The organism is Streptomyces lancefieldiae (assembly GCF_031845825.1).
GTDB classification, from domain to species: Bacteria; Actinomycetota; Actinomycetes; order Streptomycetales; family Streptomycetaceae; genus Streptomyces; species Streptomyces lancefieldiae.
Genome location: NZ_JAVRFH010000005.1, coordinates 18890 through 37311 on the forward strand (window position 1 = coordinate 18890; position 18422 = coordinate 37311).

19 protein-coding genes and 3 tRNA genes are annotated in these 18422 nt (G+C 71.7%); 16 read left to right on the top strand and 6 right to left on the bottom strand.

All coding sequences use genetic code 11. The features are described from left to right. Positions 1-101 precede the first annotated feature (101 nt). Positions 102-368: a GlsB/YeaQ/YmgE family stress response membrane protein gene (locus RM812_RS06490; protein WP_217143371.1), complete on the top strand. Its 267-nt coding sequence runs from the start codon at positions 102-104 to the stop codon at positions 366-368. 119 nt (positions 369-487) lie between these two features. Here the strand turns inward: RM812_RS06490 and RM812_RS06495 are convergent, their stop codons facing one another. Beyond that, entirely contained in the window at positions 488-976 is a 489-nt protein-coding gene (locus RM812_RS06495) for a YajQ family cyclic di-GMP-binding protein (protein WP_311571428.1), read from the bottom strand. Between the two features lie 263 nt (positions 977-1239). On the opposite strand from RM812_RS06495, the gene RM812_RS06500 reads away from it, so the two are divergent. Then, a tRNA-Tyr gene (locus RM812_RS06500) sits at positions 1240-1321 on the top strand. A gap of 124 nt (positions 1322-1445) precedes the next feature. Beyond that, a complete protein-coding gene (locus RM812_RS06505; protein WP_311571429.1) occupies positions 1446-1664 on the top strand; it encodes a hypothetical protein in 219 nt (72 codons plus the stop codon). Between the two features lie 22 nt (positions 1665-1686). On the opposite strand, the gene RM812_RS06510 is transcribed toward RM812_RS06505, so the two are convergent. Then, the gene (locus RM812_RS06510) at positions 1687-2343 is read right to left on the bottom strand and encodes an SDR family oxidoreductase (protein WP_311571430.1); all 657 of its coding nucleotides are present in this window, start codon (positions 2341-2343) and stop codon (positions 1687-1689) included. A 122-nt stretch (positions 2344-2465) separates the two neighbouring features. Further along, positions 2466-3734, bottom strand: coding sequence for an amidohydrolase family protein (locus RM812_RS06515; protein ID WP_311571431.1), 1269 nt, complete (start codon positions 3732-3734; stop codon positions 2466-2468). 288 nt (positions 3735-4022) lie between these two features. Between RM812_RS06515 and RM812_RS06520 the strand changes: the two genes are divergently transcribed. The 9 genes from RM812_RS06520 (at position 4023) to RM812_RS06560 (ending at position 9408) form a co-directional block, all read left to right on the top strand. Continuing rightward, positions 4023-4095: transfer RNA gene (locus tag RM812_RS06520), tRNA-Thr, on the top strand. A gap of 46 nt (positions 4096-4141) precedes the next feature. Next, positions 4142-4214: transfer RNA gene (locus RM812_RS06525), tRNA-Met, on the top strand. 89 nt (positions 4215-4303) lie between these two features. Continuing rightward, entirely contained in the window at positions 4304-4468 is a 165-nt protein-coding gene (gene rpmG / locus RM812_RS06530) for a 50S ribosomal protein L33 (RefSeq protein ID WP_003948671.1), read from the top strand. A 122-nt stretch (positions 4469-4590) separates the two neighbouring features. Further along, positions 4591-5043 (top strand): MaoC family dehydratase N-terminal domain-containing protein, encoded by a 453-nt coding sequence (locus tag RM812_RS06535; protein ID WP_311571432.1) that lies wholly within the window; start codon positions 4591-4593, stop codon positions 5041-5043. Positions 5044-5050: 7 nt separating this feature from the next. Beyond that, positions 5051-5503 (top strand): MaoC family dehydratase, encoded by a 453-nt coding sequence (locus RM812_RS06540; RefSeq protein ID WP_311571433.1) that lies wholly within the window; start codon positions 5051-5053, stop codon positions 5501-5503. Between the two features lie 123 nt (positions 5504-5626). Beyond that, complete coding sequence (locus RM812_RS06545) at positions 5627-6202, top strand: TetR/AcrR family transcriptional regulator (RefSeq protein WP_311571434.1); 576 nt, start codon at positions 5627-5629, stop codon at positions 6200-6202. A gap of 99 nt (positions 6203-6301) precedes the next feature. After that, complete coding sequence (locus RM812_RS06550; RefSeq protein ID WP_311571435.1) at positions 6302-7783, top strand: MFS transporter; 1482 nt, start codon at positions 6302-6304, stop codon at positions 7781-7783. Between the two features lie 49 nt (positions 7784-7832). Beyond that, positions 7833-8213 carry a DUF3291 domain-containing protein gene (locus tag RM812_RS06555; RefSeq protein ID WP_311571436.1) on the top strand — a complete coding sequence of 127 codons (381 nt, stop codon included), beginning with the start codon at positions 7833-7835 and terminating at the stop codon, positions 8211-8213. A 139-nt stretch (positions 8214-8352) separates the two neighbouring features. After that, positions 8353-9408, top strand: a complete 1056-nt coding sequence (locus RM812_RS06560) for a UDP-N-acetylmuramate dehydrogenase (protein WP_311571437.1) — start codon at positions 8353-8355, stop codon at positions 9406-9408. Positions 9409-9418: 10 nt separating this feature from the next. On the opposite strand, the gene RM812_RS06565 is transcribed toward RM812_RS06560, so the two are convergent. Further along, entirely contained in the window at positions 9419-10051 is a 633-nt protein-coding gene (locus RM812_RS06565; RefSeq protein WP_311571438.1) for an NAD(P)-dependent oxidoreductase, read from the bottom strand. A 98-nt stretch (positions 10052-10149) separates the two neighbouring features. On the opposite strand from RM812_RS06565, the gene RM812_RS06570 reads away from it, so the two are divergent. After that, entirely contained in the window at positions 10150-10746 is a 597-nt protein-coding gene (locus tag RM812_RS06570) for a TetR/AcrR family transcriptional regulator (RefSeq protein ID WP_311571439.1), read from the top strand. Between the two features lie 346 nt (positions 10747-11092). Here the strand turns inward: RM812_RS06570 and RM812_RS06575 are convergent, their stop codons facing one another. After that, positions 11093-12175, bottom strand: a complete 1083-nt coding sequence (locus tag RM812_RS06575) for a mannose-1-phosphate guanylyltransferase (RefSeq protein WP_311571440.1) — start codon at positions 12173-12175, stop codon at positions 11093-11095. 104 nt (positions 12176-12279) lie between these two features. After that, complete coding sequence (locus RM812_RS06580; protein WP_311571441.1) at positions 12280-13641, bottom strand: peptidoglycan recognition protein family protein; 1362 nt, start codon at positions 13639-13641, stop codon at positions 12280-12282. A 139-nt stretch (positions 13642-13780) separates the two neighbouring features. Between RM812_RS06580 and RM812_RS06585 the strand changes: the two genes are divergently transcribed. From RM812_RS06585 to RM812_RS06595, 3 genes are all read left to right on the top strand, one after another. After that, positions 13781-14545 carry a TIGR03089 family protein gene (locus tag RM812_RS06585; protein ID WP_311571442.1) on the top strand — a complete coding sequence of 255 codons (765 nt, stop codon included), beginning with the start codon at positions 13781-13783 and terminating at the stop codon, positions 14543-14545. 501 nt (positions 14546-15046) lie between these two features. Continuing rightward, a complete protein-coding gene (locus RM812_RS06590; protein WP_394816425.1) occupies positions 15047-16276 on the top strand; it encodes an LCP family protein in 1230 nt (409 codons plus the stop codon). Between the two features lie 242 nt (positions 16277-16518). Continuing rightward, a complete protein-coding gene (locus RM812_RS06595; RefSeq protein ID WP_311571444.1) occupies positions 16519-18282 on the top strand; it encodes an LCP family protein in 1764 nt (587 codons plus the stop codon). The last annotated feature ends 140 nt before the right edge of the window (positions 18283-18422 follow it).

The window sequence follows — 18422 nt, forward strand, 5'->3', positions numbered from 1 at the left end:
GGAACGTCCTCTCCGCCAAGAGGACATGAACACACGCGCGGAGGAACGAGCCCACAGCACTGGGACAGCGCGGGCACAGGGAGAAAGGGCAGGGTCACGGCATGACCGTCATCAGCTGGATCATCCTCGGACTGTTGGCCGGAGCCATCGCCAAGTTCCTGCTGCCGGGCCGCGACCCGGGAGGGCTCGTCGGCACCACCCTCATCGGCATCGCGGGCGCCTTCATCGGCGGCTGGATATCGGCCCGCTGGCTGGACCACCCGATCAGCAAGGACTTCTACGACGGTGCCACCTGGGCGGCGGCGATCGGCGGTTCCCTGGTCCTCCTGGTCGCCTACCGGCTCCTGTTCGGCAACTCGCGCGACTGAAACGCTGCACGTGCCGTCGGCGGACGAGAAGGGCGGGCACCGTCGGTCAGGTACCCGCCCTTCTCGTGAGCACTGTCCCGCGCCGTGAAATGGTGCCGTCCGTGCCGTTGCTCAGCAGGTCACCGGTAGTTCACGAACTGCAGCGCGAAGTCGAAGTCCTGGCCCTTCAGCAGGGCGATCACGGTCTGCAGGTCGTCCCGGCTCTTCGAGGAGACTCGCAGCTCCTCGCCCTGCACCTGTGCCTTCACTCCCTTGGGGCCCTCGTCGCGGATGAGCTTGGCCACCTTCTTCGCGTTCTCCTGGGAGATGCCCTCTTCGATCGTCGCGAAGATCTTGTACTCCTTGCCGGAGAGCTGAGGCTCGCCCGCGTCCAGGGCCTTCAGCGAGATGCCGCGCTTGATCAGCTTGGACTGGAAGACGTCGAGGACAGCGCTCACCCGGTCCTCGGAGTTGGCCTCCATGAGGATCTTGTCCCCGGACCAGGAGATGGAGGCGCCCACGCCCTTGAAGTCGTAGCGCTGCGAGATCTCCTTGGCGGCCTGGTTGAGGGCGTTGTCGACCTCCTGCCGCTCGACCTTCGAGACGATGTCGAAACTGGAGTCGGCCATGTCCTGTGGCTCCTTGTATGTGGGTTTGTACCTGGGTGCGTGGTATGTGCGTGCGTGACGGGCCGCGTATCGGGTCCGTGCCGGCATTCGTCGGCGGCCTCCGAGCCCGGCAGGGTTCCTCGGCCGCATCCGGACAAGCCTAGCCACCCCCCGCCCCCCGAGCGGCGATCAATCGGGTGGCGAAGCACCCCTCCACATCAGGTATTGTTTACGTCGTTGCCACGGAGCACCGCCGAAAGGCGGTTCGAAGGGCAGCGAACCCCGGCGGTGTGCCCGAGCGGCCAAAGGGAGCAGACTGTAAATCTGCCGGCTCAGCCTTCCCAGGTTCGAATCCTGGCGCCGCCACACGGGAACGAGAGGCCCCGTGACCTGCCCGAACAGCAGGTCACGGGGCCTCTTGTCGTTTCATGGGCCGGGAGGGGGGATCACAGGTCCGGCTCGGTGCCCGTGTTCCGGGCAGACTGGTGCCATGGCCTCGTCATCCCGTCGCAGAACCTGCCCCGAGTGCCGTCGCGAGATCGCCGTCGTCGCGGGGCGGTACGCGCGTCATGACCCGCCCGGTGCGAGGGGCAGCGGCGATCTCGTCTCCTGCCCGGGTTCGCGTCGACCGGCACAACTGGGTGCGGTGCAGCCGTCCTTGGACGGGTACGTCGTCCCCGACTTTCCCGGCCAGCTGCCCCTGTTCTGACCGTTCGCGCCCCGCGCCGGCCTCAGTTCCCGGCGACCGACTTCACCGCCACCGACACCGGCGTGGAGCCGCTGATCAGCTCCAGCGTCAGGCCGTTGGTGGCCGGGGTGTCGACCAGTTCGGCCAAGACGGCGGCCACGTCGTCGCGCGGGACCGGGCCGCGGCCGGTGTGTGCCTCCAGGCGGACCAGGCCGGTACCGGCGTCGTCCGTGAGCACGCCGGGGCGCAGGATGGTCCAGTCCAGCTCGCCCAGCGAGCGCACGTACGCGTCGGCCTCGCCCTTGGCGCGCTGGTAGACGTCGAAGACCTCGTCCCCCTGGTGATGCGGGTCGGCGCCCATGGACGACACGACGACGAGGCGCCGCACCCCCGCCCGGACCGCCGCGTCCGCGAAGAGGACCGCCGCCGCCTTGTCCACCGTCTCTTTGCGGGCCGCCCCGCTTCCGGGGCCCGCGCCCGCCGCGAAGACCGCCGCGTCCGCGCCGCGCAGCCGCTCCGCGACCTCCTCGACCGAGGCCGACTCGAGGTCGAGCACGACCGGTTCGGCGCCGGCCGCGCGCAGATCGTCGGCCTGCTCGGCCTTGCGGATGATGCCCGCCACCTCGTCACCGCGCGCGGCGAGCAACCGCTCCAGCCGCAGCGCGATCTGACCATGACCCCCAGCGATGACAATGCGCATGTCTTCGACCGTACGCCCCGACGGCCGCCCGCGCCGTACGGCTTCGGCCGCTTTCCACCCCGTACCACCGGACTCCGCCGGCCCACGCGGGTGCACCCTCGGGGCCGTTCGTCGCGCTCCCGTCAGGGGCGGTCACCACGCTCCCCGCGACCCTGCCGGGGCAGGTCCAGGTCCGTCGCGGTCGTCGAGTCGCCGTACTCGCGTACCGCGCTCGTCCGCGCCACCACGCGCCCCTGATGCACCACGATCCTGCTGTACGCCAGGGACAGCGCTCCCGCAAGCCGGTCCCCGCGCACCGCGAGGAGTTCGGCCGGGAAGCCCGCCTCCACCCGCACCTCGGGCAGACCCAGGGCCCTCCGGGCCGCGGCGCTCACCGCGTCGTACGCGTCCTCGGGGCGCAGCCCGTGGCGCGAGGCCAGCAGGAACGCCGCCTCCAAGGGGTCACCGCGCCCGACCGGGTTGGACACGTCCCGCAGCGCGCCGCTGCCGGCGGCGACCCGCACCCCGGCCGCCCGCAGCAGCCGTACCGGAGCCGTGCCGTCGCGGTGGTCCAGGGCACCGCACGCGCCCTGGGGCAGGCACACCACCGTCACTCCGGCCGCCGCGAGCCGGTCCGCGGCCCGGGCGGCCACGTCGGCGGGCAGCCGCCCCAGGCCGTGGCAGGGGCCGAGGGTCACTCCGGGGCGCAACCCGCCCGCCATCGCCGCCAGCCGGGCCAGCCGCGCCGGGTCGGCGGCGTCGGTGTGCAGGTCGACCGGGCGGCCGTGCTCGCCGGCCATCGTCAGGACCGCCTCCACGTACCCCGCCGGGTCGGGGTCCAGGTCCGGACATCCGCCCACCACGTCGGCGCCCATCTTGACCGCGTCCCGCAGCATCGCCAGCCCGTCCGCCCCGGCCGCTCCGGTCAGCACCCTCGGCATCGCCACGGTGGTCAGCTCGGCCAGTCCGCGCAGCGTGCGCCGCGCCCGCAGTACGGCGGTCAGGGCGCCCAGTCCCGGAACGTCGCCCACGCGCACGTGTGCCCGTAGCGCGGTGGCCCCGTGCCCCAGCTGGAGCAGGGCGGCCTCGGTGGCCCGGCGCTGGACGTCCTGGGGGTCGTAGGAGACGGGGCCCGGGGCGTCGGCCGTCAGCGCCGTGTCGCCGTGGACGTGGGGTTCTGCGGGGGCGGGGAGGAGTAGATAGCCGCTGAGGTCCACGCGGGTGCCGGTGCCGGGCGGGCGGGCCGTCGTCAGGCTGCCGGCGGTGCCGACCGCCTCGATGCGCCCGTCGTGCAGCCGTACGTCCACGGTCCGGCCGTCGGCGAGCCGCGCCCCGGAGAGCAGGAGTGAGCCGCGGCCGGCGGGACCCGAGGGGGAGGAAGAGTGGGGCGGCTGCGGCTGACTGTCGGGCATCGCGCTCCTCTGGGCTCGGGGCTGCGCAGTGGGGACGCAAGATCACGCAGAGTGAGTCGAGCCTAGGACGGTGATCAGCCGGTGGCGCGGAGGAGCGCAATAGTCGTACCGATGCGGTCCGCCGCGGGGCCCGCCGGGGAGCGTACGGGCGCGCGCGGCCGAAGCCGTACGGGCGCGCGGCGGGGCGGTACGGGCGGGCGATCGGGGAGGCCCGGGGACGGGACGGGGCAGGGGCGGCGAAACGGATTTGGGCGAACGGCGGGCGACCGTGTAATGTCTTCATCGCTCGCCCCAATAGCTCAGTCGGCAGAGCGTCTCCATGGTAAGGAGAAGGTCAACGGTTCGATTCCGTTTTGGGGCTCTGGTGTGAGAGGTTCCCGTCGCAAGGCGGGGCCCGATCGCATCACAGCGGTGTAGCTCAGTCGGTAGAGCAAGCGGCTCATAATCGCTGTGTCACCGGTTCAAGTCCGGTCACCGCTACTCTTAGTAGCCGATTGCGGGGTCGGTCCTTCAATCGGCTACTCTTTCCTGCGTTAATACCATCAATCCGTTCGTCAAGGAGCACTCACGTGGCTGCCACCGACGTCCGCCCGAAGATCACGCTGGCCTGCGTGGAGTGCAAGGAGCGGAACTACATCACCAAGAAGAACCGGCGTAACAACCCGGACCGACTGGAGATGAAGAAGCACTGCCCGCGTTGCAACGCGCACACCGCGCACCGCGAAACGCGATAAATCAGGCTCGTACACGAGGCCGTTCCCCGAAACTGGGGGGCGGCCTCGCGTCGTTTGGTTCAGCGGTGCCCAGGACGGCACCCACAGCCGCACGCAGAGAAGCAGCAGGAGGTTGCGAGCCCATGGCGCTCGACCAGTCGTTCGTGGGGCGGACCTATCCGCCGACCGCGCCCTACGAAGTGGGCCGGGAGAAGATCCGCGAGTTCGCGGAGGCGGTGGGGGATGCCAACCCGGCGTATACGGACGTGGAGACCGCGAAGGCGCTCGGCCATCCGGATGTGATCGCACCGCCGACCTTCGTGTTCTCGATCACGTTCAAGGCGGCCGGTCAGGTCATCGAGGACGCGCAGCTCGGCCTGGACTACAGCCGGGTGGTGCACGGCGACCAGAAGTTCGCGTACGTCCGTCCGGTGCGGGCCGGCGACCGGCTGACGGTCACCTCGACCATCGAGGCGATCAAGTCGATGGCGGGCAACGACATCCTGGACATCCGCGGCGAGGTCCACGACGAGGCCGGTGAGCACGTCGTGACCGCCTGGACCAAGCTCGTGGCCCGCGCGGCCGAGGAGGCGTGAGCATCCCATGACGGATCCCCTGACCCGTACCGCGACGGCGAAGATCGCGTACAGCGACGTCGAGGTCGGCACCGAACTGCCCGCTCAGTCCTTCCCTGTGAGCCGCGCCACGCTCGTGCGGTACGCGGGTGCCTCCGGCGACTTCAACCCGATCCACTGGAACGAGAGGTTCGCCAAGGAGGTCGGTCTGCCGGACGTGATCGCGCACGGCATGTTCACCATGGCCGAGGCGATCCGCGTGGTGACCGACTGGACCGGTGATCCCGCGGCGGTCGTCGAGTACGGCGTCCGCTTCACCAGGCCCGTCGTCGTCCCCAACGATGACCAGGGTGCCGTCATCGAGGTCAGCGGCAAGGTCGCGGCGAAGCTCGACGACAACAAGGTCCGCGTCGACCTCACGGCCACCAGCGCCGGACAGAAGGTCCTCGGCATGTCCCGGGCCGTCGTACGACTGGGCTGACCTGCCCATCGCGTAAGGGGTGCCCTCCCGGAAGAGCACCCCTTACGCGCCCCCCGATGGCCCCCTGATGCCGTGCGTCGACCGCCCTTGACGTAGTTAGTGATTGAGTACTAACTTACGTCCATGGTCAGGATGAGCGCCGAGGAGCGACGTGAAAGCGTCATCCGCGCGGCGATGAGCGAGTTCGCCAGGGGCGGTTATCACGGCACGTCCACGGAGGCCATCGCCAAGCGGGTGGGAGTCTCCCAGCCGTACCTCTTCCGGCTCTTCCCGGGCAAGAAGGCGATCTTCCTCGCGGTTGCCGAACGCTGCCTTCAGGAGATGCGCCGGGTCTTCGAGGAGTCGTCCGAGGGGCTGCACGGCGAAGAGGCGCTGCGTGCCATGGCAGAGGCCTATGCGCGCCTGATCACCGAGCAGCCCGAGCGGCTGCAGATGCAGCTGCAGACGTACGTGACGGTCGCGGCGGCCGAGGCCGCCGGGGATCACGAGTTCGGCGAGATGGTGCGCAAGGGCTGGATGGAGCTCTGGGACACCGTGCACCTGCCGCTCGGCGGCGACATCGGCGAGACGACGAGCTTCATGGCGTACGGCATGCTGATCAACACCCTGGCCGGCATGGGCTTCCCGCCGGAGCACCGGATCTGGGAGGGGCTCTACCTGTCGGCACGGGTCAAGCGGAACCCGGACGACGCCTCGTAGGTCCCCCGGCGTGCTCCGGCCGTGCGGCGCATACTCATGGCCTCAAAAGTTAGTGATCAATTACTAATCCAACAGCAGTGCACGCCCTCTGGGGGAGAGATGTCACAACAGAGCGCACGTCAGAGTTCACGCGGCGGGGGAGCGGTCTGGGCCCTCGTCATCACCAGCGTCGCCGGCTTCATGGCGGCCCTGGACAATCTCGTCGTCACCACTGCCCTGCCCTCCATCCGCGAGGATCTGGGCGGGGCGCTGCATGACCTGGAATGGACCGTGAGCGCCTACACGCTCACCTTCGCCGTCCTGCTGATGTTCGGCGCGGCCCTCGGCGACCGCTTCGGCCGCCGCCGGCTCTTCCTCGTCGGCCTCACCGTCTTCACCGGCGCCTCCGCCGCCGCGGCCATGGCGCCCGGCATCGACTCCCTCATCGCCGCCCGCGCGGTCCAGGGCGTCGGCGCGGCGATCATGATGCCGTTGACGCTGACCCTGCTGACGGCCGCCGTGCCCGCCGAGCGGCGTGGGATGGCGTACGGCATCTGGGGCGCGGTCAACGGGCTGGCCGTGGCCTCCGGTCCGCTGGTCGGCGGCAGCCTCACCGAGCACATCTCCTGGCAGTGGATCTTCTGGCTGAACGTTCCGCTGGGCATCGCCCTGCTGCCGCTCGCCCGCCTCCGCCTCGCCGAGTCGCACGGCGCCGGCGGTCCCCTCGACCTCCCCGGCACACTGCTCGCCAGCGGCGGCCTCTTCGGCATCGTCTACGGCCTGGTCCGCGGGCCCGTCGACGGCTGGACCGGTGCCGTGGTGCTGTCCGCCCTGTCCGCCGGCGCCGCCCTGCTCGCCGGCTTCGTCCTGTACAGCACCCGCGCCCGGAACCCCATGCTCCCGATGCGGCTGTTCCGCTCCCGCGCCTTCGCCGGCATCAACGCGGCGAGCCTGCTGATGTTCCTGGGGATGTTCGGCTCGATCTTCCTGCTCAGCCAGTACATGCAGGGCGTGCTCGGCTACTCGCCCACCGAGGCGGGCCTGCGCATGCTGCCCTGGACCGGCATGCCGATGCTGGTCGCGCCGATCGCCGGCATCCTCTCGGACCGGATCGGAGGGCGCCCGGTCGTCGCCGCCGGACTCTTCCTCCAGGCGGCCGGTCTCGGCTACCTCGCCTCCGTGATCACGGCCGACGCCTCCTACGCCGTCCAACTGCCCGGTCTGATCATCAGCGGGATCGGTATGGCCCTGTTCTTCGCCCCGGCCTCCGCCCTGGTGATGTCCAGCGTCGTGCCGAAGGAGCAGGGCGTCGCCTCCGGCGCCAACAACGCGCTGCGCGAAGTGGGCGGCGCGCTCGGCATCGCGGTGATGTCCTCCGTCTTCGCGACCCAGGGCGGCTACGAGTCCGCGCAGACCTTCGTCGACGGGCTGCGGCCCGCGGTCGCGGTGGGCGCCGGGATCGTGACCCTCGGGGGCGTCGCGGCCCTGCTGATCCCGGCCCGCCGCCGGGGCGGCCCCTCGGCCGAGGACGGGGCCGGGACGAAGGTCGCCCCGGCCGCCGAACCGGCGCTCGTCACCACGGCCCGAACGGCCTCCCGCTGACCCGCGCGACGGCCGAGAAGCGACCCGTGAGAAACGAAAGGAGCCCGACATGCCCACTCTTCCCTGGACCGTGCCCAACCGGCCGCCGCAGGCCACCGAGGTCCACGTCTTCGCCTCCCGCTTCGAGACCCGCACCCTGGGGGGAGCACTGAAGTTCCTGGCACGCACGCCGGGCGTGTGGCGGCAGGTCAGGGGCGCGCGGGGAGCGTACGGCGCCTCCCTGAAGGCGGAGCCCTTCAAGCGCACGTTCTGGACGCTGTCCGCCTGGGAGTCGCCCGAGGCCCTCAAGACCTTCGCCCACTCCGGCACCCACGCCCCGACCTCCCGCGGCCTGTCCGCGCAGATGCGGGACGCGAGGTTCGTCACCTGGTCGGCGACGAGCGACGAACCGCCGGTGAGCTGGGCGGAGGTACGCCGACGCCTGACGTGACCCCGCGCGCGTGGGATGCCCGCCGGTACCGCCCACCGCACGAGCACCGGGCTCCACCCGGACCAGAACGCCTCGGCCGACCGGCCGGGGCGTTTCCCGCTGCCCGGGGCTGCCGGTGCCGTCTCGTAGTCTTGAGCGCGTGCAGGAACTCCACGACGCCCCCCTCGCCCCGCTGACCACCTTCCGGCTGGGAGGACCGGCGACCCGCCTGGTCACGGCCACGACCGACGCCGAGGTGATCGCCGCCGTCCGCGAGGCCGACGACACCGGCACGCCCCTGCTGCTCATCGGTGGCGGATCCAACCTGGTCATCGGCGACAAGGGCTTCGACGGCACCGCCCTGCACATCGCCACGCGCGGCCTCTCCCTGGACGGCACGACGCTGGAGCTGGCGGCCGGCGAGATCTGGACCGACGCCGTCGCCCGCACCGTCGAGGCCGGACTGGCCGGCGTCGAGTGCCTGGCCGGCATCCCCGGCTCGGCGGGCGCCACCCCCATCCAGAACGTCGGGGCGTACGGCCAGGAGGTCGCCTCCACGATCACCGAGGTGACCGCGTACGACCGCCGGATCCGAGAGACGGTCACCCTGGCCAACGCCGACTGCGCCTTCTCCTACCGCCACAGCCGCTTCAAGGCCGAGCCCGAGCGATACGTGGTCCTGCGCGTGCGCTTCGAGCTGGAGGACGCCGACGGCCTCTCCGCACCCCTCCGCTACGCCGAGACGGCCCGTGCCCTCGGCGTAGGACCGGGCGACCGGGTGCCGCTCGCCACCGCCCGTGACACCGTGCTGAAGCTGCGCGCGGGCAAGGGCATGGTCCTGGACCCCGAGGACCACGACACCTGGTCGGCCGGGTCGTTCTTCACCAACCCGATCCTCACGGACGCGGAGTTCGCCGCCTTCCGCGCGCGCGTGGACGAACGCCTCGGCGAGGGCGTCGAGCCGCCCGCCTTCCCGGCCGGGGAGGGCCGTGTCAAGACCTCCGCGGCCTGGCTGATCGACAAGGCCGGCTTCACCAAGGGCTACGGCACCGGCCCCGCCCGCATCTCCACCAAGCACACCCTCGCCCTCACCAACCGCGGCGAGGCGACCACCGAGGACCTGCTCGCGCTGGCCCGTGAGGTCGTCGGCGGCGTCCGCGAGGCCTTCGGCGTCACGCTGGTCAACGAACCGGTGACGGTCGGCGTCAGCCTCTAGCCGAAGCCGATCAGTAGGCCACGCCCACGCCCTGCTTCACCGTCCCCGCGTCCTCGGTCATCGCGAGCATGGCGTGGGCCACGTCGGCGCGACCCAGGAAACGGCCCTTGGACGGGAACCCGCCGACCACCCTCCGGTACCGCCCGGAGACCGGCTTGTTCTGCAGCCGCGGCGGCCGGACGACCGTCCAGTCCGTGGCACTGTGCGCCACTTCCGCCTCCATGGCGCGCAGATCGGCGTAGACGTCCTTGAGGACCGCGGAGACGACGGCGCGCACGCTCCGGTCCAGCAGCCCCGCGTCCTGGGGCTCGGGCCCGACCGGAGCGGCGCTGACGACCAGCAGCCTGCGCACGCCCTCCGCCTCCATCGCGTCGAGCACCGTCCGGGTCAGCCTCTTCGCGACCCCGGCGTCGGCGCGCCGACGGGCCCCGAGCCCGGACAGCACGGCGTCCCGGCCGGCCACCGCCGGGCGCAGCGCCGCCGGGTCGCTCAGGTCCGCCCGGAACACCTCGAGGCGCTCGCCGGTCACGGACAACCGCGCGGGGTCGCGTACGACGGCCGTGACCTGGTGTCCGGCGCCGAGCGCCTGGCGGACGACCTCCTGGCCGACGCCTCCCGTAGCACCGAAGACGGTGAGATTCATGGCGTACTCCTCCCTCGGGTGGGTGAGTACTCACTCACCCCCGTCTCCTCTACTCTGAGTAAGCAATCACCCGCTGGTCAAGCCCGACTGGAGCAGCCATGCCGTCCGCCAAGCCGGCCCGGGAACGCATCCTGGACGCCGCCTACGAGCTGATGCTGACCGTGGGGCTCGCCCGGGCCACTACCAAGGAGATCGCCAAGGGCGCCGACTGCTCCGAGGCCGCGCTGTACAAGTACTTCGCGAGCAAGGAGGACCTGTTCATCCGGGTCCTCTCGGAGCGGCTGCCGCGGCTGACCCCCTTGCTGCACGGCCTCGCCGCCGAGCCGGGCCGAGCCTCCCTCGAGGAGAACCTCACGGAGATCGCCCGTCGGGCCACGCTCTTCTACGAGCAGAGCTTCCCGATCGCCGCGTCGCTGTACGCCGAGACGCGGCTCAAGCGGCGGCACGACGACGTGATGCGGGAGATGGGCACCGGGCCGCATCTGCCGATCGAAGGGCTCGACACGTACCTGCGCGCCGAGCAGGGCGCGGGCCGGGTCCGGGCCGACGCGGACACGTTCGCCGCGGCGTCGCTGCTGCTGGGGGCGTGCGCGCAGCGAGCGTTCGCGTACGACGCGACGCGGGACGGCACGCGGCCGCCGGTCGATGACTTCGCCCGGCGGGTGGCGCGGGCGCTGCGGGTGGGGCTCTGCTGAGGTGGCGAGCGGCGCGGGTCGCTGCGCGGCGGGGTGTGGGCCTGGCGCCCGGCGTGGGTGCGGGCGCCGGGGTGGGGTGCGCGGCCCGGCGTTACGGGTGCCTCCCCCACTCTCGGCTTCTCCCCCACTCTCGGCTTCGCTCGAGCGGGGGGACCCCCATGAGCGGGGGGACCCCCACCGCCCACCCGTGCCGCCCTGGGGGTACCTCCCAGGCTGTTCAGGCACTGGGGGAGGCACGACTGCCCGCAGCTGCGGGCGTACGGCTGCCCGCAGCTGCGGGCGTACGGCTGCCGGTAGCTGCGGGCGTACGGCTGCCGGTGGCTGCGTGGGGGCTGAGTCGATGGTGTTATGCGTCCGACGAGAAGCGCAGGGACGCCGGGGGGATGTGGGCGTCGCACCAGATGCGGGCGCCGGAGCGGAGCTCGTTGTCGGCGCCGATGACGGCACCGTCGCCTATGACCGTGTCGGTGAGGACCGAGCGGGTGCCGACGCGGGCGCGGGTGCCGATGAGGGAGTCGGTGATGACGGCGCCCGGTTCGATGACGGCACCGGGAAGGATCGTGCTGCCGAAGACGCGCGCGCCCTCCGCCACGAAGGCGCCCTCGCCGACCACCGTGCCGCCGGCCAGCTTGGCGTCGGGCGCGACCCGCGCCGTGGGCAGGACCAGCCGGTCGCCGCAGCGGCCCGGTATCGCCGGGGACGGGGCGCGGCCCAGGACCAGGTCCGCCGAGCCGCGTACGAAGGCGGCCGGGGTGCCCAGGTCCAGCCAGTACGTGGAGTCGACCATGCCCTGGAGGTGCGCTCCGGTGGCCAGGAGCTCCGGGAACGTCTCGCGTTCGACCGAGACCGGGCGCCCCGCCGGGATCGTGTCGATGACCGAGCGGCGGAAGACGTACGCCCCCGCGTTGATCTGGTCGGTGACGATCTCCTCGGGGGTCTGGGGCTTCTCCAGGAAGGCCAGCACCCGGCCCGTGTCGTCCGTGGGGACCAGGCCGTACGCCCTCGGGTCCGTCACCTTCGTCAGGTGCAGGGAGACGTCCGCGCCCGTCGTCTCGTGGGTGCGGACCAGCGCGCCGATGTCCAGGCCCGTCAGGATGTCGCCGTTGAAGATCAGCACCGGGTCCTCGGGACCGGAGTGCAGCCGGGACGCCACGTTGCGGATCGCGCCGCCCGTGCCGAGCGGCTCCTCCTCCGTGACGTACTCCAGGTGCAGGCCCAGTGCGGAGCCGTCGCCGAAGTACGGCTCGAAGACGTCTGCCAGGTAGCTCGTCGCGAGCACGATGTGGTCGACGCCCGCCGCCTTCGCGCGCGCCAGCTGATGCGTGAGGAACGGCACGCCCGCCGCCCTGACCATCGGCTTCGGGGTGTGCACCGTGAGCGGACGCAGCCGCGTGCCCTTGCCGCCGACCAGGAGGATCGCTTCTGTCACCTGTCGTCTCTGCTTCCTGCCGGGACCGGCCGAACTGTCTTTCGGCCGGCCAGTGTATGCAGACCGTTCCCTGGCGCCTTCGGTGACCGTACGGTGTCCCGCCCTCAGCGGCCCTGGTATGTGGCCGCCGTCGAGCGGGCCGAGCGGAGCTTGGCGTAGAGCTTCTTGCCGGGGCAGCTCGTGGCGAAGCCGTCGCGGTGACCGGAGATGACGTTCAGTCGTACCTTCTTACCTTTTCGGTAGAGATTGCCACCCCCGGACTTCAGGTATGTCTTTCCGCGCGGATTCATGCCGTGGAGACCGAGCTTCCAGGCGGTGAGCCGGGCGATCGCCTTGACGGCGGCGGACGACGGCTTCTTGGAGCTGTAGGTGCCGAGGACGGCGATTCCCATGCTGTGGGAGTTGAACCCCAGGGTGTGCGCGCCCAGCACCGCCTTGGACACGCCCCCGGCCCGACCCTCGTAGATCCTTCCGCACTTGTCGATGAGGAAGTTGTAGCCGATGTCACGCCAGCCCATGCTCTTGACGTGGTAGCGGTAGATACTGCGAATGACTGACGGGGCCTGGGAGCAGCGGTAGTTGTTGCCGGTGGCCGAGTGGTGCACGAAGGCCGCCTTGACCTTCTTCGTGTACACGAACTTCTTCTCGCGCAGCTTCTCGTCGGCGCCCCAGCCGCGGCGCGTGGTGATGCTTGGGCGGGGGCCGATGCGCGGCTTGGCCTTCTGTTGCGCGCTCAGCGCGCCGGCGGCGCCCTGGGCGAGGAGTTCCGCCTCGGTCCGGGCGCGGTCCAGGGCGGGGATCTCGGCGGACATGGCGGTGGTGCGGGGGCCCTCCCCCGGACCAGGGCCCGCGGCGGGCGGGGTGCCCTCGCCGGGGTCGACGAGTTCCAGGCGCAGGCCGGTGGGGAGCGGGGGCGCGGCCGGGGCGGCTCGGGTGGCCTCGCGGGTGCGGGTGGTGGTCGCGGGGGCGTGGGCGGTGGTTGCGGGGTTGCTCTCCGGCCGTACCCGTACCTCCACCCCGTCGGATTCGCCCACCCACAGGGGTGCGGTGGCGCCCCGGACGCGGCCCGAGGTGCTCTCGGGCGTGTCCGGATCGGCGGCGTGGTCGGCGGCGTGGGTCTCCAGCTCCTGCCAGGCGGACCAGGCACCGCCGGCGGCGGCGCGCGTACGGACCTGGACACGGCCGTGGAGTTCGGTGGCCGGGTCGTCCCAGATGACACCGACCAGCGAGAAGGGCCGTACGTGGCGCCGGGGAACGCCCTGTTCTGCGGTGTCGGGGGTGCGGTCGCGGGCGAGCGGGACGAGGGGCAGCGACTGGGTGCTGCCGGGGGCGTACGCCTCGGCCCGCGCCGCCGCCGTGGTCGTGTGCGGGGCCGGGGTGGTGGCCGCCGCCGTGGGCGGGGCGAGCGGGACGGCCAGAGCTGCCGCGCAGGTGACACCGATCGAGGAAGCAAGGAATCCACGCATGCCCCTGATCCTGGACACCGTCAGACAAATGTGTCCATTTGCGAACTGACGTGCCGTAGGTTGTTTTCGTCCGATCCGGTGGCCGTGCGGTACGCCGTCCGCTCGGTGCGCGTCCGTGGGCCCGCGTACGCTTGCGCGGGTGAACGCGACCGACCGCACCCCTGCCGACCTGCTGAGTTCCGCGCTCGCCGCGGACCCGGGACGCCCCCTGGTGACCTTCTACGACGACGCCACCGGCGAACGCGTCGAACTGTCCGTGGCCACCTTCGCCAATTGGGTGGCCAAGACCGCGAACCTGCTCCAGGACGAACTGTCCGTCGAACCCGGCGACCGGGTCTCGCTGCTGCTGCCCGCGCACTGGCAGACGGCGGTGTGGCTGCTGGCGTGCGCGTCGGTGGGTGTCGTCGCCGACGTGGCGGGGGATCCCGCGGCGGCCGACGTGGTGGTGAGCGGGCCGGAGCCCCGGTCGCTGGAGGCGGCGCGGGCGTGCTCGGGTGCGCGGATCGCGCTGGCGCTGCGGCCGCTCGGGGGGCGGTTCGTGCCAGGGCCGCCGGAGGGCTTCGTCGACTACGCGGTGGAGGTGCCGGGGCAGGGCGACCGGTTCGTGCCGTACGCGCCGGTGGATCCGGAGGAGCCGGCGCTGATCGTGGCCGGGCGGGAGTTCAGCGGGGCGGAGGTCGTGGAGCGGGCTCGGGCGGAGGCGTCGGGGCTCGGGCTGACGGGGCCGGGGGCGCGGATTCTGTCGGGGTTGCCGTACGACACGTGGGAGGGGTTGAGCGCGGGGTTGTACGGGCCGTTGGCAAGCGGGGGGTCGGTGGTGTTGTGCCGGCATCTGGAGCAGGCGGGGGCGGGGGTTGTGGACCAGCGGATCGAGGCGGAGCGGGTTTCGGCCACGGCGCGGTGAGGTGGCTGCGGGTTGTTGGTGACCGGCGTCGAGGTGAGGGCGGGGGTGCGGGGAGGGGCCCTGCGTTGATCCGGCGCCCGGCGTCGGGGTGGGGGCGGGGTGGGACGCGAGCCCGGCGCTGACGGGGTGCCGCCTGCGCCCACCCGTGCCGCCCTGGGCGGCACGATGCCCGCAGGCTGGGTCGGCAGGGCTGGACGCAGGCTGGGCGCAGGCTGGGGCCGCACGGCTGCCCGCAGGCTGGGGCCGCACGGTTGGGCGCAGGCTGGGTCGGCACGGCTGGACGCAGGCTGGGGCCGCACGGCTGCCCGCAGGCTGGGGCCGCACGGTTGGGCGCAGGCTGGGTCGGCACGGCTGGACGCAGGCTGGGGCGGCGTGCCTGCCCGCAGGCCGGGGCCGCACGAATGCCCGCCGGCTGCCCCCGTTCGGCTCAGTCCCGTTCCGCGTCCCGGGCTCGCTCGGGTCATGGTCGTAGGGACGTACGTGTGCGGGACGGAGGGAGACGTGAGCGACGACGCGGACGCGCCCTCCGTGGGGGGCGGCGGCAAGCGGAGCTCCGGGCCCGGGGAAGGGGCGTCCGCGACCGGGGCCGGGCTGCGGCGGCGGCGTCGCAGGCGGCGGTGGCGGCGTTCGGGCGTCGTCGTCGTGGTGCTGGCCGCCGGTGCCGTGGGGGTCGGGTGGGCGGTGTACGCCAAGCTGGACGGCAACATCACGTCGGACGAGGCGGCGGCGGCGGAGCTCGCCCGGTACGAGAAGGAGCGGCCCACCTCGCTGGTCCGCGGCGCGCAGAACGTACTGCTGATCGGATCGGACTCGCGCTCCGGTGAAGGCAACGAGCGCTACGGGCGGGACAACGGGACCGAGCGGTCGGACACCACGATCCTGCTGCACCTGTCCGCGGGCCGGGACAGTGCCACCGCCGTCTCCCTCCCCCGCGACCTGATGGTGGACGTGCCCGGCTGCCGCCACCGGGACGGGTCACGCACCCGGCCGGTGTTCGCGCAGTTCAACTACGCCTACGAGGCGGGCGGTTCGGCGTGCACGGTCCGCACGGTGGAGAAGCTGACCGGCGTCCGTGTCGACCATCACGTGGTCGTCGACTTCGAGGGCTTCAAGCGGATGGTCGACGCGCTCGACGGCGTCGAGGTGTGCCTGCGGAAACCGGTCGACGACAAGGACGCCAAACTGAGGCTGCCCGCGGGCCACGTGACGCTCGACGGGGAGCAGGCCCTCGGCTACGTCCGAGCCCGCAAGTCGCTCGGTGACGGCAGCGACACCGACCGGATGGACCGGCAGCAGCGGTTCCTGGGAGCGCTCGTCAGCAAGGTGCGGAGCGATCACGTCCTGCTGAACCCGGTGAAGCTGTATCCCGTCCTGGACGCGGCCACCTCGTCCCTCACGACCGATCCGGGCCTCGCGAGTCTGCGCGGTCTGTACGACCTCGTACGGGGACTGCGCCACATTCCCACCGAACGGACGCAGTTCCTGACCGTCCCCCGGGAGTCGTACGCGGGCGACGCCAATCGGGACCAACTCGTGGAGCCCGACGCGGAGAAGCTGTTCACCCGTCTGCGGACGGACGCACCCGTGACCATCGAGGCGGCACCCCCGCGGGACACGGTGGACGAGGGGGGCGAGGGCACCGGTTCCCCCGTTCCCCGCGCCCCCTCCAACGGCGTTTCCCCGGCACCGACGTTCAGCGGAAACACCGCCGCGGAGGACGTCTGCGAGTAAAGCGTGGTCCAAGACGGCGCAAGAGGAGCGCAAGAGTGCGGACCCTTGTCCAAGGAATGGGCCGGATTGTCCAGGTGTAAGGGAAGTGGGATACGTCACTGGCGTCGCCCCACGGCGAACCAGGCGGTTAATGTGAGCGATCCGTGCGACCGGCCACGAAGCTCCATCCGGGGTCGCGCACGCGAGACCGGGCGCCTTGAGGGGAAGGCGCCGCGTGGCCCCGACGGAGGATTCGAACGACCGTGGACGCGCAAGGCCGTGGGCGGGCGGATGGCATCGACCCCGCAGACCAGTGGGTACTCAATCCGGAGACCGGTGACTACGAACTGCGACTGACCCCCTCCGCACCGCAGTCGAGGGTCCCGGGCCCTCGCAGCGCAGCGCCCGGCGGATCCCCCGCAGCCGGCCCGCCCGGCGGGACACGCGGCCGCGACGCCCAGGCCTCCGCGGCCGCCCCCTCCCCCGCCCCGGGCCGTGACGCACCCGCGCGCAGACGCCGCGCGGCGCCCGAGGAACCTCCGCAGGGAGGGCGCGGGCGCCGGCGGCCGGCCAAGAAGAAGTCGAGGGCCAAGAAGATCCTGCTGTGGACCGGGGGCACGATGGCGTTCGTCGTCCTCGGCACCGCCGCGGCCGGGTACCTCTACCTGGAGCACCTGAACGACAACATCACGTCCGTCTCCGACGACGGCGCGAGCACCGGTGGCTTCCAGAAGGACAAGGCGATCAACATCCTGCTGATCGGCACCGACAAGCGCACCGGCGCCGGCAACGAGGGCTACGGCGACAAGGGCAGCGCCGGACACGCCGACACCAACATCCTGCTGCACGTCGCCAAGGACCGGTCCAACGCCACCGCGCTCAGCATCCCCCGCGACCTGATCGTCGACATCCCCGACTGCCCGACCCAGCAGGAGGACGGGACGACGAAGATCATCCCCGGCACGCAGGGGGTCCGCTTCAACAACAGCCTCGGCCAGGACGGCCGTACGCCCAGCTGCACCATGCGGACCGTCACCGAGCTGACCGGCATCACGCCCGACAACTTCATGGTGGCCGACTTCAACGCCGTCAAGACCCTGACCACGGCGGTCGAGGGGGTCGAGGTGTGTCTGGCGAAGGACATCAACGACCCGGACTCGCACCTGAACCTGCCCGCCGGCGAGCACACCATCGAGGGCGAGGAGGCTTTGGCCTTCGTGCGCACCCGGCACTCCGTGGGCTTCGGCGGCGACCTGAGCCGCATCGAGATCCAGCAGCAGTTCCTCGGTTCGCTGATGCGCAAGCTGAAGTCCAACGACACGCTCACCAGCCCCTCGAAGATGCTGAAGCTCGCCGATGCGGGCACCAAGGCGCTGACCGTGGACTCCAAGCTGGACAGCATGGTCAAGCTGAAGGACCTGGGTCTGGAGCTGGGCAAGCTCGACATCAAGAACCTGACGTTCACCACGGTGCCGGTGAGGGACAACCCTGCCGAGAAGATCCCGGCGACGGTCGTCCTCAAGGAGCAGCCCGCAGCCGAGGTCTTCGACATGATCAGGAACGACGTCTCCTTCACCGAGGTCAAGCAGCAGGAGAAGAAGGAGGCCGCCGCCGTCGCGGCCCGCCTCAAGGGGACGAAGTCCGCCCCCTCCGAGGTCCGCGTCCGCGTCCTCAACGGCGGCGCCTCCGACGGCAGCGCCCAGCGGGAGCTCCAGTACCTCCAGACCGAGGCCGGCGTCACCAAGTCCGAGAACGCGGGCGACGCACCCGCGGACCAGGCGAAGACGACCCTCGAGTACGCCCCCGACCAGGCCGACCAGGCCCGCGCCCTCGCCGAGATCCTCGGCCTGTCCGGCGCGGCCATGAAACCCGGCGAGAGCGTCGTCAACTCCCAGGGCCTGCCCACCATGACCCTGACCCTCGGCAAGGACTTCAAGGGCGCCGGGGTCAAGCTCAACGCCACGTCCGGCAAGACGCCCGAAGGGGTCGAGAAGTCCACGGCGGACAAGGTCGAGTGCGCGAAGTGACCTGAAGGGCCCCACGCCCGTCTGTCAGTACGACAGTTCACCGGTGCGGTCGGCCGACCGTACGGCCGGTCGCCGCCGGGACGGAAGTAATTCCGTCGGGACAGCCGTACAGCCAACGAGGGCGCCCGTACGTCCAACTG

Excerpts from the sequence above, each read along its gene's own strand:
- RM812_RS06570 (WP_311571439.1), top strand. The coding sequence starts at position 10,150 with ATGCCGTCCGCCAAGCCGGCCCGGGAACGCATCCTGGACGCCGCCTAC.
- RM812_RS06565 (WP_311571438.1), bottom strand. The coding sequence starts at position 10,051 with ATGAATCTCACCGTCTTCGGTGCTACGGGAGGCGTCGGCCAGGAGGTC.
- RM812_RS06505 (WP_311571429.1), top strand. The coding sequence starts at position 1,446 with ATGGCCTCGTCATCCCGTCGCAGAACCTGCCCCGAGTGCCGTCGCGAG.
- RM812_RS06495 (WP_311571428.1), bottom strand. The coding sequence starts at position 976 with ATGGCCGACTCCAGTTTCGACATCGTCTCGAAGGTCGAGCGGCAGGAG.
- RM812_RS06545 (WP_311571434.1), top strand. The coding sequence starts at position 5,627 with ATGGTCAGGATGAGCGCCGAGGAGCGACGTGAAAGCGTCATCCGCGCG.
- RM812_RS06490 (WP_217143371.1), top strand. The coding sequence starts at position 102 with ATGACCGTCATCAGCTGGATCATCCTCGGACTGTTGGCCGGAGCCATC.
- RM812_RS06550 (WP_311571435.1), top strand. The coding sequence starts at position 6,302 with ATGTCACAACAGAGCGCACGTCAGAGTTCACGCGGCGGGGGAGCGGTC.
- RM812_RS06510 (WP_311571430.1), bottom strand. The coding sequence starts at position 2,343 with ATGCGCATTGTCATCGCTGGGGGTCATGGTCAGATCGCGCTGCGGCTG.
- RM812_RS06515 (WP_311571431.1), bottom strand. The coding sequence starts at position 3,734 with ATGCCCGACAGTCAGCCGCAGCCGCCCCACTCTTCCTCCCCCTCGGGT.
- RM812_RS06540 (WP_311571433.1), top strand. The coding sequence starts at position 5,051 with ATGACGGATCCCCTGACCCGTACCGCGACGGCGAAGATCGCGTACAGC.
- RM812_RS06580 (WP_311571441.1), bottom strand. The coding sequence starts at position 13,641 with ATGCGTGGATTCCTTGCTTCCTCGATCGGTGTCACCTGCGCGGCAGCT.
- RM812_RS06535 (WP_311571432.1), top strand. The coding sequence starts at position 4,591 with ATGGCGCTCGACCAGTCGTTCGTGGGGCGGACCTATCCGCCGACCGCG.
- RM812_RS06555 (WP_311571436.1), top strand. The coding sequence starts at position 7,833 with ATGCCCACTCTTCCCTGGACCGTGCCCAACCGGCCGCCGCAGGCCACC.